Annotated in this window: 20 protein-coding genes; 14 read left to right on the forward strand and 6 right to left on the reverse strand. The window is 55.7% G+C overall.

Annotated features, from left to right (window positions below; genetic code table 11):
- Nucleotides 1–37 precede the first annotated feature (37 nt).
- Both oadA and ATI45_RS02010 read left to right on the forward strand, forming a co-directional pair.
- A complete protein-coding gene (gene oadA, locus ATI45_RS02005) occupies nt 38–1,819 on the forward strand; it encodes a sodium-extruding oxaloacetate decarboxylase subunit alpha (protein ID WP_098418050.1) in 1,782 nt (593 codons plus the stop codon).
- A 13-nt stretch (nt 1,820–1,832) separates the two neighbouring features.
- Nucleotides 1,833–3,155: a sodium ion-translocating decarboxylase subunit beta gene (locus ATI45_RS02010; RefSeq protein WP_098418051.1), complete on the forward strand. Its 1,323-nt coding sequence runs from the start codon at nt 1,833–1,835 to the stop codon at nt 3,153–3,155.
- Between the two features lie 100 nt (nt 3,156–3,255).
- On the opposite strand, the gene ATI45_RS02015 is transcribed toward ATI45_RS02010, so the two are convergent.
- Together ATI45_RS02015 and ATI45_RS02020 are read right to left on the reverse strand one after the other, a co-directional pair.
- A complete protein-coding gene (locus ATI45_RS02015) occupies nt 3,256–4,119 on the reverse strand; it encodes a pirin family protein (RefSeq protein WP_098418052.1) in 864 nt (287 codons plus the stop codon).
- A complete protein-coding gene (locus ATI45_RS02020; protein WP_098418053.1) occupies nt 4,116–5,084 on the reverse strand; it encodes a glutathione S-transferase family protein in 969 nt (322 codons plus the stop codon). The genes ATI45_RS02015 and ATI45_RS02020 overlap by 4 nt, the downstream gene beginning before the upstream one ends.
- A gap of 200 nt (nt 5,085–5,284) precedes the next feature.
- On the opposite strand from ATI45_RS02020, the gene ATI45_RS02025 reads away from it, so the two are divergent.
- On the forward strand, nt 5,285–6,199 hold the full coding sequence (locus tag ATI45_RS02025) for a LysR substrate-binding domain-containing protein (protein ID WP_098418054.1): 915 nt from the start codon (nt 5,285–5,287) through the stop codon (nt 6,197–6,199).
- 93 nt (nt 6,200–6,292) lie between these two features.
- Here ATI45_RS02025 and ATI45_RS02030 read toward each other — a convergent pair whose 3' ends face one another.
- Genes ATI45_RS02030 through imuA form a run of 3 tightly spaced genes read right to left on the reverse strand, consistent with a single transcriptional unit; the run spans nt 6,293 to nt 11,589 of the window.
- A complete protein-coding gene (locus ATI45_RS02030; RefSeq protein WP_098418055.1) occupies nt 6,293–9,475 on the reverse strand; it encodes an error-prone DNA polymerase in 3,183 nt (1,060 codons plus the stop codon).
- A complete protein-coding gene (locus ATI45_RS02035) occupies nt 9,475–10,893 on the reverse strand; it encodes a Y-family DNA polymerase (protein ID WP_098418056.1) in 1,419 nt (472 codons plus the stop codon). Before ATI45_RS02035 ends, ATI45_RS02030 begins: the two co-directional genes overlap by 1 nt.
- Before the next feature lie 6 nt (nt 10,894–10,899).
- A complete protein-coding gene (gene imuA / locus ATI45_RS02040; protein ID WP_098418057.1) occupies nt 10,900–11,589 on the reverse strand; it encodes a translesion DNA synthesis-associated protein ImuA in 690 nt (229 codons plus the stop codon).
- 142 nt (nt 11,590–11,731) lie between these two features.
- Between imuA and ATI45_RS02045 the strand changes: the two genes are divergently transcribed.
- The 7 genes from ATI45_RS02045 to ATI45_RS21775 all read left to right on the forward strand — a co-directional run bounded on the left by ATI45_RS02045 (nt 11,732) and on the right by ATI45_RS21775 (nt 16,530).
- Complete coding sequence (locus tag ATI45_RS02045; RefSeq protein WP_098418058.1) at nt 11,732–12,463, forward strand: DUF429 domain-containing protein; 732 nt, start codon at nt 11,732–11,734, stop codon at nt 12,461–12,463.
- A 13-nt stretch (nt 12,464–12,476) separates the two neighbouring features.
- A complete protein-coding gene (locus tag ATI45_RS02050; protein WP_098418059.1) occupies nt 12,477–12,674 on the forward strand; it encodes a CPXCG motif-containing cysteine-rich protein in 198 nt (65 codons plus the stop codon).
- Nucleotides 12,675–12,789: 115 nt separating this feature from the next.
- Nucleotides 12,790–13,002 carry a penicillin-binding protein gene (locus ATI45_RS02055; protein ID WP_098418060.1) on the forward strand — a complete coding sequence of 71 codons (213 nt, stop codon included), beginning with the start codon at nt 12,790–12,792 and terminating at the stop codon, nt 13,000–13,002.
- 195 nt (nt 13,003–13,197) lie between these two features.
- A complete protein-coding gene (locus tag ATI45_RS02060; RefSeq protein WP_098418061.1) occupies nt 13,198–13,398 on the forward strand; it encodes a DUF1656 domain-containing protein in 201 nt (66 codons plus the stop codon).
- A gap of 9 nt (nt 13,399–13,407) precedes the next feature.
- Nucleotides 13,408–14,268: an HlyD family secretion protein gene (locus tag ATI45_RS02065; RefSeq protein ID WP_098418062.1), complete on the forward strand. Its 861-nt coding sequence runs from the start codon at nt 13,408–13,410 to the stop codon at nt 14,266–14,268.
- Nucleotide 14,269: 1 nt separating this feature from the next.
- Nucleotides 14,270–16,327: an FUSC family protein gene (locus tag ATI45_RS02070; protein WP_098418063.1), complete on the forward strand. Its 2,058-nt coding sequence runs from the start codon at nt 14,270–14,272 to the stop codon at nt 16,325–16,327.
- Nucleotides 16,328–16,338: 11 nt separating this feature from the next.
- Entirely contained in the window at nt 16,339–16,530 is a 192-nt protein-coding gene (locus tag ATI45_RS21775) for a hypothetical protein (RefSeq protein ID WP_098423793.1), read from the forward strand.
- Here the strand turns inward: ATI45_RS21775 and ggt are convergent.
- The gene (gene ggt, locus ATI45_RS02075; protein WP_098418064.1) at nt 16,527–18,347 is read right to left on the reverse strand and encodes a gamma-glutamyltransferase; all 1,821 of its coding nucleotides are present in this window, start codon (nt 18,345–18,347) and stop codon (nt 16,527–16,529) included. The two genes, ATI45_RS21775 and ggt, sit on opposite strands and share 4 nt — an antisense overlap.
- A gap of 144 nt (nt 18,348–18,491) precedes the next feature.
- On the opposite strand from ggt, the gene purU reads away from it, so the two are divergent.
- The 4 genes from purU to pheA all read left to right on the forward strand — a co-directional run bounded on the left by purU (nt 18,492) and on the right by pheA (nt 24,395).
- Nucleotides 18,492–19,346 carry a formyltetrahydrofolate deformylase gene (gene purU / locus ATI45_RS02080; RefSeq protein WP_098418065.1) on the forward strand — a complete coding sequence of 285 codons (855 nt, stop codon included), beginning with the start codon at nt 18,492–18,494 and terminating at the stop codon, nt 19,344–19,346.
- 127 nt (nt 19,347–19,473) lie between these two features.
- Nucleotides 19,474–22,161, forward strand: coding sequence for a DNA gyrase subunit A (gene gyrA / locus ATI45_RS02085; protein ID WP_098418066.1), 2,688 nt, complete (start codon nt 19,474–19,476; stop codon nt 22,159–22,161).
- A 51-nt stretch (nt 22,162–22,212) separates the two neighbouring features.
- Nucleotides 22,213–23,295 (forward strand): 3-phosphoserine/phosphohydroxythreonine transaminase, encoded by a 1,083-nt coding sequence (gene serC / locus ATI45_RS02090; RefSeq protein ID WP_098418067.1) that lies wholly within the window; start codon nt 22,213–22,215, stop codon nt 23,293–23,295.
- Between the two features lie 2 nt (nt 23,296–23,297).
- Nucleotides 23,298–24,395 (forward strand): prephenate dehydratase, encoded by a 1,098-nt coding sequence (gene pheA, locus ATI45_RS02095; protein ID WP_098418068.1) that lies wholly within the window; start codon nt 23,298–23,300, stop codon nt 24,393–24,395.
- Nucleotides 24,396–24,414 lie beyond the last annotated feature (19 nt).

Genomic DNA, 24,414 nt, shown 5'->3' on the forward strand with positions numbered 1-24,414 from the left:
TAAGCGATTTAAAACCTTTAAATAGAAGGCTGACACGATGACAGACATTAAAAAACCGCTGGGGATTACGGACGTTGTACTGCGTGACGCCCACCAGTCATTGCTGGCCACCCGCATGCGGCTTGACGATATGCTGCCAATCGCCGAGAAACTCGATAAAGTCGGTTTCTGGTCGCTGGAATCCTGGGGTGGAGCCACTTTTGATTCCTGTATCCGTTACCTGGGCGAAGACCCGTGGGAGCGTATTCGTGAATTGAAGAAAGTCATGCCCAACACGCCCCAACAGATGTTGTTGCGTGGGCAGAACCTTCTGGGCTACCGCCACTATGCGGATGACGTGGTAGAGCGGTTTGTTGATCGTGCCGCTGAAAACGGCGTGGACGTATTCCGCATTTTTGATGCGATGAATGACCCCCGCAACTTGGCTACGGCCATCAAGGCCGTGCGTAAAACCGGCAAACACGCCCAGGGCACCATTTCCTACACCACCAGCCATATTCACACCATTGATATGTGGGTTGAACTGGCTAAAGAAATTGAAGACATGGGCGCTCAATCCATTGCCATTAAAGACATGGCCGGCCTGCTCAAACCCTATGTGGCGTTTGAACTGGTCACCCGCCTGAAAAAAGAGCTGAGCGTACCGATTCATATGCAGTGCCATGCCACCACCGGCATGTCGACTGCGACCGCACTTAAGGCCGCTGAAGCCGGTATTGATAACGTAGACACCGCAATTTCCTCTATGAGCATGACTTACGGGCATTCGCCGACCGAAGCGGTGGTGGCGATACTGGAAGGTACGGATCGTGATACGGGTTTGGATCTGGTGCTACTGGAAGAAATTGCCGGTTATTTCCGCGAAGTGCGGAAGAAGTACGCCAAATTTGAGGGCAGTCTAAGAGGTGTAGACTCCCGCATCCTGATTGCTCAGGTGCCTGGCGGCATGCTGACCAACATGGAAGCCCAGCTTAAAGAGCAGAACGCCGCGGACAAGTTTGATCAGGTGCTGGCCGAAATTCCGAAAGTACGCGAAGACCTGGGTTATATCGCTCTGGTAACGCCTACCTCGCAGATTGTGGGCACCCAGGCGGTACTGAACATACTGACCGGCGAGCGCTACAAGTCTATTTCCAAGGAAACCGCCGCAATTCTCAAAGGTGAATACGGTTCCGCGCCTGCGCCGTTCAATAAAGAGCTGCAGGAAAAAGTGCTTGATGGCAAACAAGCCATTACCTGTCGCCCGGCGGATTTGCTAGAGCCGGAAATAGACAAACTGACGGACGAGCTGAAAAAGCTGGCGCAAGAGAAGAGCATCAAACTGGCTGACAATGTCATCGACGATGTACTGACCTACGCCCTGTTCCCGCAGATTGGCTTGAAATTCCTTGAAAACCGCAACAATCCGGATGCGTTCGAGCCGATTCCGTCGGCGGATGACGTAGCGCCGGCGAAAAAGGCCTCTGGCCCCGAAACCTACACCGTTGAAGTGAACGGTAAAAAATACGTGGTAGCGGTGTCTGAAGGAGGTGAACTCAGCCAGATTCAGGCAGAAGGCGGAGCTGCTTCGGCACCTGCGGCCGCCGCACCGGAACCGGTTGCCGGCGGTGATCCGGTTAATGCGCCTTTGGGCGGTAACATCTTCAAGGTTCTGGTTTCTCCCGGCGATGCCGTGGAAGAAAACGATGTGCTGATCATTCTGGAAGCCATGAAAATGGAAACCGAGATCCGCGCACCGAAAGCCGGTACCGTCGGTGAAGTCTTCATCAAGGTCGGTGATGCCGTCGCTGTTGATGATGAAATGCTGACAATCGCATAAGGGCCAGCATTCCATGGATAAATTAATGACGTTATGGACAGGCAGTGGCCTGTTCAACATTGAAATCGGGCAAGCGATCATGATCGTGGTTTGCCTGGGTCTTCTGTACCTTGCGATCCGTAAGGGCTTCGAGCCACTGCTGCTGGTGCCGATTGGTTTTGGCGGTATTCTGGCGAACATTCCGGAGGCAGGGCTGGCCCTGTCGGCGGCGGAAAATGCCATACATGTTGCTAAACCGGAAGTGCTAGCCGCGTTGGCTGGCGCTCTGGATGTGGCCTACCAGGCAGGTCAGGCGATAACGCCGGACGTACTGGGTGCGTTCAAATCGGCTTACCACACCGGTAGCTCGGCAGAAGTAGCTATGGCCAATAACCTGGCCTCTGACTTCGGTTATGGCAACGGCATGTTGCACAACTTCTACCTGGTGATTATCGGCAGTACCGTTGGGCCTCTGTTGATTTTCATGGGCGTGGGTGCAATGACCGATTTTGGTCCGTTGCTGGCCAACCCGAAAACTCTATTGCTGGGTGCGGCAGCGCAGTTCGGTATTTTCGGTACGGTTCTGGGTGCGGCACTGCTGGACTGGATGGGCATTCTGGACTTCACCATTCTGGAAGCGGCGGCGATTGGTATTATCGGCGGTGCCGATGGCCCAACGTCTATATACGTGTCTAGCGTACTGGCTCCGCACCTGTTGGGTGCGATTGCGGTTTCGGCCTACGCTTACATGGCACTGGTTCCGCTGATTCAGCCACCCATTATGAAGGCGCTGACCACGAAAAAAGAACGTGCGATCAAGATGTCCCAGCTGCGCCCGGTGGGTAAGCGCGAGAAAATCGTGTTCCCGCTGGTTGTGTTGATTGCGGTGGTTCTGTTCTTGCCAGATGCAGCTCCGCTGCTGGGTATGTTTTGCTTTGGTAACCTGATGCGGGAATGTGGTGTTGTGGAGCGTTTGAGCGACACGGCACAGAACGCGTTGATCAACATTGTGACCATTTTTCTGGGGCTATCCGTTGGTTCCAAGCTAATGGCTGAAAAATTTCTGGATGGCCAGACTCTGGGTATTCTGGCACTGGGAATTGTTGCCTTCGGTGTGGGCACAGCAGCCGGCGTGTTGATGGCGAAGTTGATGAACAAGTTCACTAAGGATCCCATCAATCCATTGATTGGTTCTGCTGGCGTATCGGCGGTGCCGATGGCAGCGCGGGTATCCAACAAGGTGGGCCTGGAAGCCAACCCGCAAAACTTCCTGCTGATGCACGCCATGGGCCCGAACGTGGCCGGTGTTATCGGTTCGGCGGTAGCAGCTGGCGTCATGATCAAGTTGCTTAGCTGATTGTTCTGTTGCTGTTCTGGAAACCCCGCCCGGCCTTAGCCTGGCGGGATTTTTCGTTTCTGGCGGTTAACTTGGAAGTTTGAGTCGGTATTGACTCGAGTTACCGACTTTTACAACCGGACGTTAACCGGTTTAGAAATTGCGGGTTGCTAAAGTCCTTCAATGCCCGTTCAATTTCTTCGGGCGTGTTCATCACAAAAGGTCCGTATTGCACCACGGGCTCTTCAATAGGGCAGCCGCTGAGTACTAACATGCCTGCGCCTGAGGCGCAGGCATGCAGTTGCAATGTGTTGCCTTTGGCGTAGATGCCCAGTTGCCGCGCGTCGATCAAATCTGTCGCACCTTGATAGACATACACCAGCGCAGGGTTATCGGCATTGAAAGACAATTCAACGGTTTCATTGCCAGCCAGGTGCACATCGACAAAAATAGGTTGGGTTGAACTCTCTGGCAGCGGGCCTGGGCCTTGCTGCAATTGTCGATTGATTGTTACGGAACCTGCGATAACGCGAGCGATCCCGCCGTTAGATAGCGGCTGCTCGGAAACATCCGCGCTAGCAATTTCCTGATAAGCTGCGGGCTTCATTTTTTCAGTGCCGGGCAAATTCAGCCAGATTTGAAAGCCGTGCAACAGACCGTGCTCTTGCTCAGGCATTTCCGAGTGAAGCACGCCTGCGCCCGCTGTCATCCATTGCACATCACCGGCGCTGATAATGCCCTCATTGCCCATGTGGTCGCGGTGGCGCATGCGCCCGGCCTTCATGTAAGTAATGGTTTCAAAACCGCGGTGCGGGTGTTCAGGAAATCCGCCAATATAGTCGGCAGCATCGTCAGAGTTGATTTCATCAATCATCAAAAAAGGATTCAGTGCCTGATGCAGGCGCTGACCCGCAAGTCGATGAATTTTGACCCCGTCACCGTCCTGGGCAGGGCGGGCTGTTATTACTTGAAGTAATTCTCTCATGAGTTTTCCCCAATCCCTTCTCGGCCATGGGCGGCGGTAAAATCCTGTGCTGGACCCACGGGGATAATTCCCGTGGGGTTAATCATCAAATGGCTCGCATAATAATGGGTTTTGATATGCTCAAAGCTGACGGTGTCAGACACCCCAGGTATCTGATATAGCTCGCGCACATAACCACTGATGGCTGGATAATCGGCCAGTAACTGACGGTTGGTTTTAAAGTGACCAAAATACACGGCATCGAAACGAATCAAGGTGGTAAACAAACGCCAATCGGCTTCCGTCAACTGGCCGCCCCCCAGATAACGCTGCCGGTCTAACAAACCCTCGACCCAGTCCAACGAATCGAACAGGCTATGGTAAGCCTTTTCATAGGCCTCTTGGGTGGTGGCGAAACCGGCTCGATAGACGCCATTGTTGATGGTGTCGTAGACACGGTCATTCAGGGCATTGATCCGCTCGTGTAACGTATCAGGGTAGTAATCTATGGTGTTGCCCGTTAAAGCATTAAACGCCGTATTGAGCATACGGATAATCTCTGAGGACTCATTGCTGACGATGGTCTGTGTTTGCTTGTCCCACAAGACCGGCACGGTAACGCGGCCCTCATAGCTGGAATCCGCCTTTAAATACAGTTGATACAGAAAGTCCAGACCGTAAAGTGGGTCGTTCATTTCCCAGCCATTTTCAAGCATCACCGGGTCGACCACGGTGACATCAATATAATCCTGCAACTGCTTTATTTGGCGAAAAATCAGTGCGCGGTGTGCCCAGGGGCAAGCCAGTGACACATACAAATGGTAGCGGCCTTTCTCTGCCTTGAAGCCGGGCTCCCCGTTTGGGCCGGCGTTGCCATCGGGTGTCAGCCAACTTCTGAAGCGACTGTCCTGACGGCGAAACTCACCACCGCTATTGCCGGTGTCGTACCACTGGTCAACCCATTTACCCTTTTGTAATAAGCCCATTGTGCGACTCCTGTAGATTCTTTGGCCGAAAATGTCGACGTCAGAATGTCATCTGACATGCTGTGCCCCTTTGCCACGGCCTCTAGATCAGCCGAATGTTTTTTAAGTAACTGACTCATTATAAGGGTTAAAAAATTCGCAATAAGAGTTAATATCTGTTTAGAATGTTCTAAATATCAGAACAGTTATTTGGAGGCGTAATGGCAAAAAACCCAATTATAATAGAGGTTCTGGAAACACTGGATGCCATAGACCGGCGTGGAAGTTTCGCGAAAGCGGCTGAAGAGCTGAACAAAGCGACGTCGGCCGTTTCCTATGCGGTGCAAAAGCTGGAAGAGCAGCTGGGTATTGCGCTATTCCAGCGGCAGGGGCGCCGTTCGGTGTTAACGTCAGCCGGAAAATTGATATTGGTCGAGGGTAGGGAGATACTTCAAACCACCGCACGACTGGCGAATAAGGCAAAGGAAGTGGCCACGGGCTGGGAGCCGCGCATTAGCATCGCCATAGAGTCAATGCAGTCTTACCCAGCCTTTTTTGGCGTGCTGGATGAATTTCTCAAGGCGCATTCCACGATTGAAATCGATGTCTGTGAGTCAGTACTGAATGGCGGGTGGGAGGCTTTAGAGCAAGGTCGGGTCGATTTAATTGTCGGGTCGCCCGGGCCGGTCCCGCTGCAAAAAGGCTACCGGGCAATACCATTGGCCTGTGCCGATCTGGTGCCGGTTGTTGCTTCCCGCCATGAACTGGCGAGTATAGCGACCAACCCTGACGCTTTGCAGAGGCGCCTGCCGGAAGTTCGGAGAGTAATCACGCATGATACGTCTGTCAGTGATATTACCCGAAGCGCAGGTTTAAGCAGCGACGGGAAACATTTCTACGTGCAAAACATAGATCAAAAAGTTGAGGCGATCCGTGCAGGAATAGGCGTAGGCCACTTACCGCGACTACGTATTCAAAATCAACTCAACAATGGCGAACTTGTAGAGCTGACGTTAAACAAGGTCTCTGTTTTCGAGTATTATCTAGCGTGGAAAATCAGTGATAAAGGCAAGGGGTTGCAACTGTTAACTCAAGAATTGACGGCCGTATTTGGTGAAGCGTTAATATCAAACTAACGAACTGGGTTTTAGAAAATGCGCCAGGAGCTCGGAAGATTCCGCCTTTAATCACATGCCTATTCCGGAGCGTATCCCGCGCAGTTTGAGTTTTTAGTGAAAATTCCGCGAACTGACTGGAAGAGCCTTTATCAGGTGACTAAGGTCAGACAATTTGCCGGCCATTATGTGCACTATATCTCCCTCCCGTTCCAGGACGCCTTTTACGTGCAGCAGCCGTGCGGTGAGTAGGGGCTTGCGCTGTTGACGGGCGGTGGCCAGCCAGACCACCACGTTGATGTTGCCGGTTTCGTCTTCCAGAGTAACGAAAGTTACACCCGAGGCGGTGCCGGGGCGTTGGCGGCCGGTTACCAGGCCGGCTACCTGTACCGGGCGGCCAGGTTCTATGGTGTTGAGTTCGCTGGCGCTCAGGCAGAAACGCAGGTGGCCCTGTTCCCGCAGCAGTGCCAGGGGGTGGCGCTGTAGGGTCAGGCCCTGGCTGCTGTAGTCTGCCGCTATATTCTGGCCCTCGTTGGGTGTTGGTAGTTGCTCGCAGGCTGATTCGGGTGCGCTATTGTCTTCGCCGATAAATAACTCAGCCGGTTGTTCGTAGCCCAGCAACTGCCAGTAGGCCTGGTGGCGGTTGCTGGTAAAACCGGGCATGGCGTTGGCACCGGCCAGCAGCTCCATATCGCGCTGGTTCAGACCGGTCAGCTGCCGTAGCTGGCTGGAAGACGTGTAGCCGGTTTCTGGTCTTTTGGCGGAAACGGACGTGCCAGCTTGCTGTGATAGACCGCGGATTTGGCTCAGGCCCAGGCGCAGTGATAGATGATTATCGGTTTGGGTTTGCAGGGCTTGAGATTGTGGGGCTTGAGATTGAAGAGTGTGGTCCCACTGGCTGTGGTTCACATCCAGTGGCTGTATATCCACCCCGTGGCGGCGGGCATCCTGCACCAGTTGAGACGCTGAATAAAAACCCATGGGCTGGCTGTTGAGCAAAGCGCAATAAAACGCGGCCGGGTAGTGGCGCTTTATCCAGGCCGATACATACACCAGTAAGGCAAAACTGGCGGCGTGGGATTCGGGGAAACCGTAGCCGCCAAAACCGCATATTTGCTGGTACAGGCGCTCGGCGAAATCATCAGTATGACCGCGCTCTTTCATGCCGCCCAGCAATTTATCGCGAAATGGAGTCAGGTCGCCGTGGGATTTCCACGCCGCCATGGCTCGGCGCAGCTGGTCGGCCTCGCCGCCGCTGAAGCCGGCGGCGACCATGGCCAGTTTGATCACCTGCTCCTGGAATATGGGCACACCCAGAGTACGTTCCAGCACGCGCTGTATGGCCTGGCTGGGGTAAGTTACAGACTCCAACCCATGCCTGCGCTTCAGATAAGGATGCACCATATCGCCTTGAATAGGCCCCGGGCGCACAATGGCTACCTGTACCACCAGATCGTAATAAGTGGCGGGCTTTAGTCGCGGCAGCATGTTGATCTGGGCCCGGGATTCCACCTGGAATACGCCCACGCTGTCGCCTGTTTGCAGCATGGCGTAAGTGTCCGGGTCTTCCTGGGGAATGTCCTGCATGTGAAACGGCCGCCCTAACTGGGCGCTGATCATCTCCAGAGCTTTGCGAATGGCGGTGAGTATGCCCAGCGCCAGTACGTCTACCTTCATTAACCCCAGGCTTTCCAGATCGTTTTTGTCCCACTGAATCACCGTGCGGTCGGCCATGGCGGCGTTTTCTATGGGCACCAATTCCGCCAGAGGGCCGGCGCTGATGACAAAACCGCCCACATGCTGGGACAGGTGGCGTGGAAAGCCCAGCAGGGTATTTACCAAGGTAAAAAACTGGTCAGCGACGTTTGGGTTGCGAGTCAGGTTCTTATCCAGTATCTGCTGGCGCCAGGGTGTGGCTTTGTCGCGCCAGTCGATGCCGTCAAGCAGTTGTTCTACCAGCAATGGGTCAAACCCCATGGCTTTGCCCACGTCGCGAATGGTGCTGCGCGGGCGATAACGGATAGCGGTGGCGGCTATGGCTGCGCGGTCGCGGCTGTAGCGCTGATAAATGTATTGAATCACTTCTTCGCGCCGCTGGTGCTCAAAATCGACGTCTATATCCGGTGGCTCGTTGCGGTCTTTGGAAATAAAACGCTCAAACAGCAGGTCGACTTTTGCCGGGTTCACTTCGGTAATGCCCAGGCAATAGCACACCGCAGAGTTAGCCGCTGAACCACGGCCTTGGCACAGAATGCCGCGGCCGCGGGCAAATGCGACTATGTCCTCAATGGTCAGGAAATAGTGCTCGTATTGCATCTCCGAAATCAGCCCCAGCTCTTTGTGAATCAGCGCCTGCACCTGTAGCGGTGTGCCGTCCGGGTAGCGCCGGCGTTCGCCTTCGCGGGTCAGTTGCAGCAAATAACCGGCGGCGCTGGTGCCGGCTGGCACCAGATCGGGCGGGTACTCATAGCGCAGGCTGCCGGGTTCAAACGTGCATTGCCGGGCGATCACCTGAGTTTGCTGCAGCCACGCGGCGGGAAACAGACGCTGTAATACCGCAACGGGGCGCAGGTAACGTTCACCGTTTTGAAACAGACAATGGCCGGCGCTTTCCAGATTGGTGTGGTTGCGCAGGGCAGTGAGTACATCCTGCAGGGGCTGGCGTTTGCGGCAATGCATGTGCACGTCGCCACTGGCGGTGATAGGGCAGCGTAATTCCCCGGCCAGCCAGCGTATGCGGGCCAGCTGTAGTTCTTCAGCGGATTCCAGAGTGCGTGAGGCTGCTAGCCACAGCCGCCGGTCAAACAATCGCAGCAGCCATTCACCCGCCGTTAGCGCTTGCTGGCTGTCGGCGCTGGCCAATGTTGGCGGTAACCACAAACACAGGCAGTCGTCCAGCGCGTGTACTTCCAGGTCACGGTAATACAGCTGGTACTGGCCTTTTTCCGCACGCCGCCGGGCGCTGGTGATCAGCTGGCACAGTTGGCCATAGCCTTTGCGGGTACGCGCCAGCAGTATGAAGCGGGGCGTGCAGGCCCCAGGCGGTGCGTCGCTCAATTCAAACCAGCTGCCGGTAATGAGTTTTACCGGGCTGTTTTTAAGCGCCGCCCAGGCGCGGGGAATACCAGCCACCGAGCAGGCATCGGTAATGGCCAGGGCGCTATAACCCAGCCCTGCGGCTTGTTCTGCCAGCTCATGGGGATGCGAGGCGCCGGTCAGAAAACTGAAGTTGCTGAAGCAGTGCAGCTCGGCGTAGCTTTCATGGCTTTCACCACTTATATAACTTTCAGACTGCATCAGCCAAACCACCCGTGTATGTGCCAGCCCTGACTGGCATCCCGAAATACCCAAGCCAACTGGCCGCTGGGTAATTGAGCGATGTAATAATCCCGCTGTACCCTTTGGCCATCCCACCATCCGCCACTGATGCGTTCCGGGCCGGAAAACCAGGCCTGCGGCTTAGTGTGTAACGGCTGAGGTTTATGCATCAGCCACAGCGGGCGGCAAGGTAACGGATTCTCCGCAGCGCTGGCTTTGCGCTGTTTGCGTTGTACATCGGCACTGGCCCAGGCCTGCTCAGGGCGGTGATCAGCGTGTGGCGCCAGCTGTTGCAACGCGCCGTCGCCCAGCCGGGCCTGCAGGCGGCTGATCAGCGTGTGCCAGGCTTCGTTCATATCTTGGGTTTCGCCCAACAAATCCTGTCCGCTGGCGGCTTCACGCCCAATAAAGCGTTTTACCAGCAATACCAGTGACACCACCGGAGCTTGCAAAGGCTGTTGTTCAAAGCGTAGGCGAATCAAATTCAGAAAAGCCTCCGCCCGATGCTCCGGGCCGGACGTGCGTATGTGCAGGCGGGTGGGTTCTGTGTAGCGATAGCACAACAACAAATTCAGACTGTCGGTTTCCTGCTGGCGCCAGCACAGATCTTCTTCCAGCTCGCTCAATATGCGCTGCAACGGAAACAGCAGTCCCTGGGAATGTTCGATGTCTTCGACAAAATCCGCTTGCTGGCGAAACCGGTGCGGGGGCTGCCAGGGCGTTTGTGGGTCTGGACGTGACCCTTGTATTTTTTGACTGTGAGCCAGAATTTTCGGGCCCAGCCGTCGCGCCAGTTCGGCTGCGGGCAGGGCGAACAGGTCGCCCAGTGTATTCAGGCCTAACCGCTGCAGGCGGGTGCAGGCCTGGGCATCAAACTCTGCTGCCGGCAGTAGCAGCTGATCCAGCAGACGCTGCATGTGGCCCTGGTCGGCGCTGCATTCACCTTTGCCGGTGCGGGCAATCAGCCTTGCTGCCAGCGGGGTGTGACCAATGCCCAGCCAGGCCGTCAGGCGGCGTTCGTTCAAGCCTTGCTCTATGGTTTCCCACACCGCCGGCAAACCACCGTACAGCTTTTGCAGACTGCCGATTTCAGCCAGCAGGCCATCCGGCGGCACCAGGGTAATGTGGGCGGCGCAGCGGTACAGCCAGCGGGCCTGGTCTTGCAGTACCCGGGCTTCCTGCTGCGGATCGGTACGGACCATCGCCAGATCTGCCACCAGGCTAAGCGCGGTTTTCAGCCGCATGCCGGGCTGCACGCCTTGGCTGCTGGCCTGAGCGCAGGCCTGAAGTACCTTCTGGCCAGAGGCGTCCACAATCACCAGCGCTGCGTCCTGCTTTCGGGAGCGGCGGATATGGTCCAGCAATAACTGAGGAAAATGCAGATGTAACCACAGCATAAAGGGTTACCGGGCCGGCCTGGGCCAGGGACCCTTAACCACGCGGCTGGTTTCGGCCACGGCCCGGCCAGCCCGCTGCGGTAACGGCAGCTCGCAGTGCTGGCCCGGCCAGCTGCCACGGCGTTTGAGTATTTGCACCTGCAGGCATTGATTGGCGTCTGGCTGCAACTCAAGGCGCAGAGCCGCTGGCGAATTTTGCGCGGCATGGCAGCGTTCGCGAAACAATACGCACACGTTGCTGCCGGCTTCAGCGGCCAGCTGCAAGCGCCGCACATCCCGCAACGCCAGCTTGCCGGGCCAGGCCATAACCAGCCCGGTGACCGGTGAGCGCAGGCAGTTTTCCAAAGTCCATAAAAAATCGCCGCTGTCCTGGGTGTGAATCACCACTACTTGGTCAAGATCAACCCCTTCACGCACCAGTGCCGGGGCATAGGGAATGTGCGGCGGGTTCAGCCAGAATACGGTTTTTCCGCTATGGGTCAGGCGCTGCATCAGTGGCAGAAGCAAATGCAGCTCGCCAATGCCGGGCGTGTCCAGCAGGCATTCACTGAGTGCTCCCCGCGGCCAGCCCAGCCCGCCCAGCTGGTTATCCAGCGCTTGGTAACCGGTAGATTCTGCCAGTTGACTGGTGTGAGCAGGCTGATGGCCCTGCCAGACACGGGCGCTTTGCTTCAGGGCGGATAGAAGTTCATTCATGGCTAAATCTCGAAGTACTGTTTAAATATACAGTATTCCGAACAGGGCCAGATTTCAACCGCCAGGATTAAGAATTCGAATGACAGGATCACCGTTTACAGTGGTAGCCTTAGCGTAAAATGAAAACTGGAAAGGTAATTTTATGGCAGTGATTGCAGGTGTCGACCTCGCCTGGCAGGGCAATCGCAACCCTACGGCTATTGCGGTAGGGTACGTGGCCGATGGCGCTATAGCGGTAACCAGCGTGTTTGAAAACCTTCACGGTTTTGACGCCGTTGCCAGCGCCCTAGATTCTGTTGAGGGTCTTCACGGCGTGGCGGTAGACGGCCCACTCATTATTCGTAACCCGAGCGGGCAGCGGCCCTGTGAGCGCGGTATTGCGGTGGCTTATGGTGCGCGGAAGGCGTCTTGCCACGCTTGCAATCTGACTCTGTTCCCCGCTTCCAACGGTGTGTTGTTAGGAGATCATTTGCACGCAGCCGGCTTTGGCCATGCAGCTGCACCCGGGCAAAAGTGGCAGCTGGAGTGTTATCCCCACCCTGCACTGATCGAAATATTTCAGCTTCCTGAGCGGCTACTTTATAAAAAAGGCCAGGTAGCGGATAAGCGCCAGGGCCAGGCCCGGCTTGCCAGTTTGCTGCTTAGCCTGGCGCAGTCCCAAAGAATGATGTTGACCATAGGCCCGTTATTTTTACCCTATTTTGATACCCAGCGTATTCAGTCTTTACGTGGCGCAGCTCTGAAGCATAACGAAGACGTTCTGGATGCGATTGTTTGCCTGTATATTGCGGCTTTGTACCAGGCTGGGAGCAGTGAACGGGTATTCGGCTGCACGGAACACGGCTACATCTACGTGCCCCAGGGCGCATGCTGAATAAAGAGGCTTTATGAACGAACTGACCGAAACCAACATTGAATGCCCCTACTGCGGTGAGTCTATTGAGGTGCTGATCAACCCTGAAGATGCGCAGCAATCATACATCGAGGACTGTCAGGTGTGCTGTAAGCCGATCACCTTTGTGGTGACAGAGGCAAACAACGGTGACTTGTCGGTGGCCGTGTACAGCGAGAATGACACTTATTGAGCTTTAAGGTGCATGATCAGTAATGCTAAACGAGGCGCTAGCAATGATTGACGATTGGGTGCGTCCTCGCCGATAGTTGATTTTACAAATCATTCACTTTAACTGGACCTTGCTGATGATAGACGACGATACATTGACCGCACTGAAAACCGCTTTTACCTTTATGCCGCAGCCGGTAGAAGTAAACCGTTACGATTACGGTGACGATGCCGACAGGGTGCTGGCGCAGGTAAATTTTGTGCGTGAAGTGCTGGCCCACCACGGTATAGACCCGGACGAAGTGGCTGGTGACATCAATCCTGAATCGTCGCCGAACTCCTGCTACTAGGGTTGCGCGGGCTTAATCGGCCAAGCCAGGTGGCCGGCCATTTGTCACTGCCAATACCCGGATATAAGCGCCGTGCTGGATTAGTTGCGGATGTACTGGCAAATGGCTATTGGTTTTCGCACCCGATAGTTGTCCAATACATTCCTTACCGCCAACACACACAGATTCCGCAATAACCGGGTGATAAAAATACGCATGTTTCATGAGCTGAGTTTAGGCGGAATGCTGTTCAGCCCTTTGGTGGTGCTGGGGCCGTTGGCGTTTTTGATGACCATGGCCACTCGTTGGGTTCTGCACCGGCTGCGCTTGCGGCGTTATATCTGGAAAGATGCCTGGTTCGATGTGGGGCTTTTTGTGTGTTATCTGGCGCTGACAATTTACTGGGTGGGAGACTGAAGCGGACTTATGGGAAAATTATTGCGTGTTGGGGTTACTCTGCTGGTGGTTGTTGCGGCCATACTGGCCGGCAACTGGATATGGAACCACTATTTGCATTCGCCCTGGACCCGCGATGGCCGTATTCGCGCAGATGTTATTACCGTAGCGCCCGACGTATCCGGCTGGGTAACCCGCCTTGAAGTAAGCAACAATCAGCCGGTTAACAAGGGCGACTTGCTGTTTGTGATTGATGAATCCCGCTATCAGGCCAAAATTGCCGAAGCCGGCGCTTATCTGGCGCAAAAGCGCAGCGCCTGGGAACTGGCTCAGCATCAGTATCAGCGCCGCGAAGGCTTGAGCGGCCGCCAGACGATCAACGACGAGAATCTGGAAACCTACCGCATTCAAACCGAGTCAGCCAAAGCCAGTTACGAGTTGGCTCAGGCTGAGCTGGCAACGGCCCGTATTGACCTTCAGCGCACCCGGGTAATGGCGCCTGAAACCGGCACTGTTAGCAATCTCAATCTAAGCGCAGGCAACTACGTGAACCAGGGCCAGCCGGTGGTGTCTCTGGTGGAGAAAAGCTCGTTTTACGTGACCGGTTACTTTGAAGAAACCAAGCTTCAGAAAATTTACGTCGGCCAGAGTGCCCGGGTAACACTGATGAGCGGCGGTGAAATGCAGGGCAAGGTCACCAGTATTGCCCAAGGCATTGCCGACACCAGCGTTAGTAGCAACGGCCAGTTGTTGCCACAAGTGCAGCAGGCGGTGAACTGGGTACGCCTGGCCCAGCGCATCCCGGTGGATATCACTCTGGACTCACTGCCGCCAGGCCTCAATCTTAGCGCCGGTATGACGGTTTCAATCTATCTCGACACCGATCAGTAATATGCAGCTACACCCCTGGCTGGCAAAGTTGCTGATGCCCGACAAGCACGCGGTGATTTTCGCCATCAAAGGCCTTATCGCCATGGCCATGGCGCTGTTCACCTCCATGTATCTGGGGTTGGAGCGACCTTACTGGGCCCTGGTCGCAGCTATTTTTCTACAGATCCGTCCGGAAAGCGGGATGGTGATCGAAAAAGCCGTGTGCCTGATTCTGGGATCACTGCTGGGGGGTGCTGTAGGCATCCTCATACTCGCGCTGCTGATACCTTACCCGCTGCTGGCACTGGCCAGTCTGGCGTTGTGGGTGAGCCTGAATTCCGCGGCTGCGGCCATGGTGCACAGCAAAAACTTTATTTATGCCTTTGCCATGGCCGGCATGACCGCTGCTTTGGTGGTGATTCTGGTGATGGCCAACGCCGAGGCCGCCAGCAGCAAGGCAGTGTTTGATATTGCCCAGGCTCGTATCAGTGAAATAACCGTGGGCGCGGTGTGTGCCATGTTGGTCAGCAAGCTGCTGTGGCCAATGATGGTGAAAGACCAGATGCGCGACGACGCCCGCACGGTGATTAACAGAACCCTGGAAAATCTGACCTTCGAGCTGGACCCTCAAAGCTCCCACGATCAGCGCCACCACAGCGCCGAGCAGATTCTGGAAACCCTGGTTGCGCTGGCAGACGACTCCAGCGCCGTGGTGTATGAAAGCCCGGAGGGTCCGGGGCGCAGCCGGGCTGCTAATCTGCTCAGCAACAAGGTGCTGTCGCTGGTAGCGCTGACCCAGATTCTCGGCCGTTTTCATCGTAATCACGATGACCTGCTGTCGCCAGCGTTTCGCCAGATGCTGGATACCATGCGCACCCATTTCCGCCTGGTTGCTGCGACCGACAACTATGAAGAAGCTTACCGCCTGGCGCAGGCATTGCGGCGACTGCTGCTGGAGCAGCGCTCTGCGTTTGTAGACGAGTCCGCCATTGTTACCCGTCTGGCAGGCACGGCCCTAGAACTGGCGTCAGATCTGGCCGTGGTGTTGCGGGCTTACAACGCTCTGGAAAATCCAGACAGTACACTGTTGAAAGCTCCCAAACTGTCTACTCATCGGGACCCTCTGTTTGGCGCCATCAACGGTTTTCGTACGGGCATGGTGTTTCTGTTTGGTGCCACCGTCTGGGTGACCACCGCCAGCCCCTCGGCCATTTTGATGATGATTATGCCGGTTGTTTTTTCGGTCACTTTTGCGCGCTTTTCTTTGGCCTTTTTGAAGGTGTTTCTCCGTCGCCTGCTATTGGGTGTGGCGGTCTCGGTACCGGTGGCGCTGGTGTTCGGGCTGGCACTGCTGTCACAAAGCAGCGGGGATTTTGAAATTCTGATATTAGTATTGGCCGGGCCTTATTATATTGGTCTAGTGGCGCTGGCCAGCCGCGAAACTTTGCCTTACGGCCTGGGTTTTTGCATTCCCTTTGCGTTGATCATCCAGCCTGGCAACAATATGACATTTAACGCCGCAGATGCCGCCAACAATGCTCTCGGCTTGTTGGTCGGTATTGGTGCGCTCTATTGGATATTTCAGCTGATTGCGCCGCCCGATAGCCAGCTGATGAAGCGGCGACTGTTGCACGCAACGGCACGAGATCTGGTGGATATAAACAACCATCCCACGCCGGAACGCTGGTACAACGGCCGCATGGGCGAGCGCCTGCTGCGGTTGGCCAATTACGATCAGGAAAATAAACGCAGCGAACGCTTTATGACGGATCTGGGTTTTACCGGCCTTAACCTGGGGCACACATCCATACGCTTGCGCAAACTGGTTCATAAACGGCGTGGACCGTTGGTAGATGCCGAATTGCGTAATTGGCAGCAGGTGCTGGCAGACACCTACCTAATGAGTTCTCGTGGCGAATTCAATCCCGGGTTCCGAGAAGCCAGCGATCGTTTGTTGCAGGCTGTACATTCGGTGGACTTGCCAGATCAACAAACGGTTGTTATCGAGGGTATGTTCGAGCGTATCGCGCTCACATTTGAACGTACGGCGCACACCGTAGCGAGTCTGTCAAAATCCTGAAGGAAATGTAAATGCCAGTAACAATAGTAATGGCCATTGGTTGGGTCATTGTCGTTATGATGATACTTGCTCTGGTGACAGGTCGGGTCATGGCAGGTGGTCTGCGCGCAAAATACTATTCACGGACCAACGAGCCACGGCAGTATTACGGTTATCTTTTTGCTTATGGCGTCATAGCCTGTGCAATCTTTTATAGTTATTAAAAGCCCATGGCCGATGACGTACTACGCCTGGGATCTGCGCCACCGTAAAGCGTACCGTCTTCGCCAATCATAATGCTCTGAATAGCGCCCATGGCCGAGTCTGTGACCACTGTGTGACCTTTGCTTTCCAGCAGTTTCACGGTGTCTGCACTAATACCTTGCTCTACACGAATCTGATCTGGCAACCATTGGTGATGAATGCGCGGCACACTGACCGCGCTTTGTATGTTCATACCGTGGTCAATCACGTTCATGATCACCTGCAGGGTCGTAGTTATGATGCGCGAGCCGCCAGGGCTGCCGGTCACCAGAAAGTTGCGGCCGTCTTTACGCACCACGGTAGGCGACATGGAGCTCAGCATGCGTTTGCCGGGTTCGATCTTGTTGGCCGCGCCGCCTATCAGACCGTAAGCGTTGGGCACGCCTGGCTTGGCACTGAAATCGTCCATTTCGTTATTCAGTAAAAAACCGGCGCCGGCCACCGTAATGCCTGAGCCGTAACTGAAGTTGATGGTGTAAGTGTTTGAGACCGCATTACCCCAGCGATCGACTACTGAAAAGTGAGTGGTTTCCGGGCTTTCATAGGCTGCCGGCTGCCCCGGTTTTATCTCGCTGGCCGGGCGGGTTTTGTCCGCCCTAATCGTGCCGCGCAATTCTTCTGCATAGCCTTTGCTGATTAATCCCGCCACCGGCACATCCACAAAGTCGGTATCGCCGAGATATTGCGTGCGGTCTGCGTAGGCCAGTTTCATAGCTTCGGCCATGTGATGTATGGCACTGGCGGAATTGTGGCCGAATTCCGCGATGGGAAACCCTTCTAGAATATTCAGAATCTGCACGATATGAACGCCGCCGGAGGAGGGCGGCGACATGGAGTAAATGTCATATCCGCGATAAGTGCCGTGTACCGGTGTGCGGACGGCAGGCTTGTAGCCGACCAGATCAGCCTCGGTAATCAGGCCGTCGTGCCGGGCCATTTCTTCAGCAATCAGGCGCGCAGTTTCGCCTTTGTAAAAGCCGTCAGTGCCCTGGTCTGCAATGCGCTGTAAGGTGGTGGCCAGCTCCGGCTGGCGAAAGCGTTCACCGGGCTGCCAGGCTGAACCGTCTTCTTTATAAAAGGTTTCCAGGGTAGCAGGCCAGCGGGTCATGCGATCGCGGGCCTGCTCCAGCCCTTCGCTGAAGCGCCGCGGCACAATAAAGCCGTCGCTGGCTAGTTTAATGGCCGGCGCCAAAGCCTGCTTCAGGCTGATGCTGCCGTGGCGTTCCAGGGCCAGAGCCAGCCCGGCCACCGTGCCGGGCACGCCTGCAGCTTTGTGGGTAAAACGGCTGCGGTTCTGCACCACTTTGCCGTCTTCATCCAGAAACAAATCTTCGGTGGCTGCTGCTGGCGCGGTTTCGCGGTAATCAATGGCTTCCGGCACGGCGCCATCCCCCGGTGCTATCAGCATAAAACCACCGCCGCCAATATTACCGGAGCGGGGTTGGGTAACGGCCAGGGCGAAGCCGGCTGTGACCGCGGCATCCACTGCATTACCGCCGTCTTTTAATACCTGCAGCGCGACGTCGGTGGCCAGGGTGTGGCTGGTAGACACCATGCCCTGGGTAGCGGTTACTGGGTTAAAGCGTTCGCCCTCCAGAATGGCATCGGCGTGGGCGCCGTAGCTGATAACCAGGGCGGTGCTGATAACCATCAACCTGGTACTGATAGCCATCAATCTCTTACTGTTAACAGAAGCACTCAGAAGGTTGGCTTTTAATCGCCCTGAGCGGGTGTTTGAGCCTGTTTCTGAATCGGGTGCCTGTAGGTGGCTGTGCATGCGTTAGCTCCTCGTTTCCAACGTTCAGATAAGCTATCATAGCCCGTCATTTTCATTGGTGCGTAATGCCGTTAGCTTAATTTCAGGTTGCGGCTTTCCCCCGACGTATCCGCTTTCCCGCGTTTGAGTTAAGGAAAGGCTTTCATGGAGCATACCTACCGTCTTGTGATTTCCTGCCCGGACGGGGTGGGAATTGTCGCTAAGGTGAGTAATTTTTTGTCCACCTACAACGGCTGGATAACCGAAGCAAGCCACCACTCTGATACCCACAGTGGCTGGTTTTTTATGCGTCACGAAATCAAGGCTAACTCGATTCCCTTTGGCCTGGAACAGTTTCGCGCAGCGTTTGAGCCTATCGCCCGCGAGTTCAACATGAACTGGCGCATCACCGATTCGGCGCAGCCGAAAAAAGTGGTGCTGATGTGCAGCAAGGAATCTCACTGCGTGGCCGATCTGCTGCACCGCTGGCAAAGCAAAGAACTGAACGTCGAAATTGTGGCGGTGGTGTCCAACCATGACGATCTGCGCCGCATGGTGGAATGGCACGACATCCCTTACCACCACGTGCCGGTAAGCAAAGACAATCGCGAAGAAGCCTTTGCCCACATTGAAGACCTGTTCGAGCAGTACCAGGTCGATGTGGTGGTGCTGGCGCGCTACATGCAGGTTCTGCCGCCGGAACTGTGCGCCAAATACGCGGGTAAGGTGATCAATATTCACCATAGCTTTTTGCCTTCGTTCGCCGGCGCCCGGCCTTATCACCAGGCTTATAGCCGCGGCGTGAAGCTCATCGGAGCTACCTGCCATTACGTGACTCAGGATCTGGACGAAGGCCCGATCATCGAGCAGTCGGTGATTCGCATCACCCACCGCGATACTACCGACGACATGGTGCGCCTGGGCAAAGATGTGGAAAAAAGTGTGTTGGCTCGCGGTTTGCGCTCGCATATTGAAGACCGCGTGATCACCCACGAAAACAAGACCGTGGTGTTTGATTAACAGTCGCCCTTAAAGCCCCGGGAAGGGTGCCTGTGTGGTACACTGCGCGGCTTATTAAAGAACTCATTGACGGGGCCAGAATCGGGCCCTGATACGATTTTCAGTTAACGCAAAGGAACCTTTCTCGATGGGTGAGTTAGCCAAAGAGATCCTGCCGGTAAATATTGAAGACGAGTTGAAGCAGTCCTACCTGGATTACGCCATGAGCGTGATTGTGGGCCGGGCACTTCCGGATGTGCGCGACGGCCTGAAGCCGGTACATCGCCGCGTACTGTTCGCCATGTCGGTGTTGAACAACGACTGGAACAAAGCCTATAAAAAGTCCGCCCGTGTGGTGGGTGACGTTATTGGTAAATACCACCCGCACGGTGACTCTGCGGTTTACGACACCATCGTACGCATGGCTCAGCCGTTTTCGCTGCGCTACCCGCTGGTAGACGGCCAGGGTAACTTTGGTTCCATCGACGGCGACAACGCTGCGGCCATGCGTTACACCGAAATCCGCATGAAGAAGATCGCCCACTCCCTGCTGGCCGATCTGGACAAAGAAACCGTCGATTATGTGCCCAACTACGATGGCACCGAGCAGATTCCGGTGGTCATGCCTACCCGTGTGCCCAACCTGCTGATCAACGGCTCGTCTGGTATTGCCGTGGGTATGGCCACCAATATTCCGCCCCACAACCTCACTGAGGTGGTGAAAGGCTGTTTGGCGCTGATTGATGATCCAGACTTAAGCATTGACCAATTGATGGAGTTCATCCCCGGTCCGGATTTCCCCACCGAGGGCATCATCAACGGTCGCGCGGGCATAGTTGAGGCGTATCGCACCGGCCGTGGCCGCGTGTACATTCGCGCCCGCCACGAAGTCGAGCACGACGCCAAGACCAAACGCGACGCGGTGATCATCACCGAACTGCCGTATCAGCTGAACAAATCACGGTTGATCGAGAAAATCGCCGAGCTGGTGAAAGAAAAGCGCCTGGAAGGCATCACCGAGCTGCGTGACGAGTCCAACAAGGAAGGCATTCGCGTTGTTATCGAATTGCGCCGCGGTGAGAATCCGGACGTGATCATTAACAACCTGTTCAAACAGACCCAGCTTGAAACCGTGTTCGGTATCAACATGGTGGCGCTGATTGACGGCGAGCCGCGCATCCTTAATTTGAAGGAAATGCTGGACGCCTTCATACGTCACCGTCGTGAAGTGGTTACCCGCCGGACGATTTTTGAGCTTCGCAAAGCTCGCGAGCGTGGTCATATTCTTGAAGGCCTGGCAGTTGCACTGGCCAATATTGACGAGATCATCGCTCTGATCAAAGCCTCGCCTTCGGCCGCTGAAGCCAAGGAAAAGTTGATTGCCCAGGGTTGGGGATCCGAAGACGTGATGGCCATGCTGGAGCGCGCTGGCAAAGATGCCTGCCGTCCGGACGATCTTCCGGAAATTTATGGTTTGCGCAATGGCAAATATCATCTGTCGCCAGAACAGGCCCAGGCGATTCTGGACCTGCGCCTGCACCGCCTGACCGGTCTGGAAACCGAAAAGCTGCAAAACGAATACCGCGAAATTCTGGAGCGTATTGCCGACCTGTTGGACATTCTGGGTAACCCGGAGCGCCTTATGCAGGTTATTCGCGACGAACTGCAAGCCATTGTGGAAGAGTTTGGTGACGAGCGCCGCACCGAAATTACCAGTTCCCGCCGCGATTTAACCGTGGCCGATCTGATTGATGAAGAAGAGCTGGTAGTGACCATTTCCCACAGCGGCTACGCCAAGACGCAAGCGGTGGAAGATTATCAGGCCCAGCGCCGTGGCGGCCGTGGTAAAGCGGCGACCTCTATGAAAGACGAAGATTTCGTCGAAAAACTGCTGGTGGCCAACTCCCACGATACGATTCTGTGTTTCTCTAACCGTGGAAAGGTCTACTGGTTGCGGGTGTTTGAAATTCCGCGCGCCAGCCGTGCGTCACGGGGCCGCCCGATGGTGAATATTCTGCCACTGGACGAGGGTGAACGTATTACCACCTTCCTGCCGGTTCGGGACTACCCGGAAGATCAGTTTGTGTTGATGGCAACGTCAGCCGGTGTGGTTAAAAAGACCCCGCTGCCGAACTTCTCCCGCCCACGCAGCAGCGGTCTGATTGCGTTGTCGCTGGACGAAGGCGATACCCTGATTGGCGCGGCGATCACCGACGGCAGCGCTGAAATCATGCTGTTCTCCACCGCGGGTAAAGCCGTACGCTTTAAAGAAGACGCGGTGCGTCCGATGAGCCGCACCGCAAGGGGTGTACGCGGCATCCGTATGGCCAAAGGCCATCACGTGGTGTCGTTGATCATTCCACAGGATAACGCCGTATTACTGATGGCCAGTGAACACGGCTACGGTAAACGCACCAACCTGGACGAATTCCCCACTTACGGTCGCGGCAGCCAGGGCGTTATCGCCATGCAGTGTTCTGATCGTAACGGCAACCTGGTAACAGCATTGCAACTGTTCGACGGCGACGAAATGATGCTGATCTCGGACAAGGGCACGCTGGTTCGTACCCGCACCGATGAAGTCTCTGTGCTCAGCCGCAACACCCAGGGTGTGCGCCTGATCAAGCTCAGCCAGGAAGACGAACGCCTGGTGGGTGTAGAGCGTATTGCGGAAACCGACGCCGAAGAGATTACCGATGAAAATGCCAGCGGCGAAAGCACCGAGGTTGAAGGTGTTTCAGGCGACGGTAGCGATGTTCAAGCAGGCAGCGAAACGCTTGACGGCAACAGCACCGATGCAGACGATAATGGCGACGCGGATGCCGGCGACGAATAAGTCGCCGCAGCCGGCACACTGAACCAGCAAGACGCGAGAGACCAGAGCAACATGAGCAGGGCGTATAATTTTTGTGCAGGCCCGGCAACTTTGCCGGAACAGGTGCTGCGACAGGCGCGGGACGAAATGCTTGATTGGCGCGGTACCGGCATGTCGGTGATGGAAATGAGTCATCGCAGCGACGAGTTTGTTGAAATCGCTGAAACTGCCGAACAGGATGTGCGTGATCTGGCTGGCGTATCAGACGATTACGCCGTTCTGTTCATGCAGGGTGGTGCCTCCAGCCAGTTTGCTACTGTGCCCCTGAATCTGCTGGGTAACTCGGCCTCCGCTGATTACGTGAACACCGGTATCTGGTCTGAAAAAGCCATCGCTGAAGCACGCCGTTACGGTGACGTGAACGTGGTGGCGAGTTCTGCCGAGTGCGGTTTTACCACCGTGCCGGATCAGGCCGGCTGGAAAACCCGTGCCGATGCCGCTTACCTGCATTACACGCCCAATGAAACCATCGGTGGCCTGGAGTTTGATTTTGTTCCCGACAGCGGCAAGGTGCCGCTGGTTGCGGACATGTCATCCACCATGTTGTCACGCCCCGTAGACGTCTCGAAATTTGGACTGATTTACGCCGGCGCGCAGAAAAACATCGGTCCTTCCGGCCTTGTGGTTGTCATCATTCGCAAAGATTTGCTGGGTAAAGCCCACGCAAAAACTCCGACCATGATGAACTATCAGGTGATGGCCGATAACGCCTCTATGTTCAACACGCCGGCGACTTATTCCTGGTACCTGGCGGGTCTGGTTTTCAAGTGGTTGAAAGATCAGGGCGGCGTAAGCGCCATAGGCGAGCTCAACGCCCGCAAGGCGAAAAAGCTGTACCACTTTATTGATACCAACCCGTTCTACGCCAACCCGATCGACCCGCGCTTCCGTTCCTGGATGAACGTGCCCTTCATCCTTGCAGATGAAGCGCTAAACAGTGCTTTCCTGAAAGGTGCCGATGAGCGCCAGTTGCTGAACCTGAAAGGTCACCGGTCAGTAGGCGGCATGCGTGCCAGCATTTACAACGCCATGCCGGAAGCTGGCGTAGACGCACTGATCGCCTATATGGCGGAATTTGCCAGGGAGCGCGGTTAACCATGAGCGATGAGCAAGCTCGATTGGCGGAACTGCGCGATGAAATAGACAGTATTGATCAGCAGATCATGAAGCTGATTAGTGCCCGTGCCCGCTGCGCCCAAGAGGTGGCCCGTGTAAAAATGGCCGCCAATCCGGGGCAAGACGTGGTGTATTACCGACCGGAACGCGAAGCGCAGGTACTGCGCCGTATTATGGAGCAGAACCCGGGGCCATTGCCCGGCGAGGAAATGGCGCGCTTGTTCCGCGAAATTATGTCGGTGTGCCTGGCCCTTGAAAAACCTTTGCACATTGCCTTTTTGGGGCCATTGGGTACTTTTACCCAGGCCGCTGCGCTCAAGCACTTTGGCCACTCGGTGGTGAGCGTGCCCATGCCGGCCATTGATGCGGTGTTCCGCGAAGTGGAGTCCGGGGCTGCGCACTACGGCGTGGTGCCGGTTGAGAATTCTACCGAAGGCATGATCAACCACACTCTGGATATGTTCATGTCGTCGCCGTTAAAAATCTGCGGCGAAGTGCAACTGCGCATTCACCACCACCTGATGGTGTCGCCGCAGCACGATGGCCTGGAAATTACCCGAATTTACTCGCACCAGCAGTCCTTTGCCCAATGCCGCCAGTGGCTGGATACCCACCGCTACGGCATCGAGCGTATCACCGTTTCCAGCAATGCCGAGGCGGCGCGTCGTGCCGCAGCAGAGCCTGGCACGGCCGCCATTGCCGGCGACATGGCGGCAGAGCTTTACGGTTTGATCAAGCTGGCTAACAGTATTGAAGACCGGCCCGACAACACCACCCGTTTTCTGATTATCGGCCGCGAAGCGGTTACCCCCAGCGGGCACGATAAAACGTCGGTGCTGGTGTCTATGCGCAATAAGCCGGGCGCCTTGTATCAGTTGTTAGAGCCGTTTCACAGCCACGGCATCAGCTTGACTCGCATTGAAACCCGGCCCTCGCAAACGGGTACCTGGGCCTATGTGTTCTACATCGACTTTGAAGGCCATATGGACGACGAGCCCGCCCGCAAAGTATTGGCCGAAGTGGATGCAGAAGCGGTAGAACTCAAGCGCTTGGGCTCTTACCCTATTGGTGTGCTTTAACCCGCTTTAAGGATAAATC

Source organism: Marinobacter sp. LV10MA510-1 (genome assembly GCF_002563885.1).
Lineage (GTDB): Bacteria > Pseudomonadota > Gammaproteobacteria > Pseudomonadales > Oleiphilaceae > Marinobacter.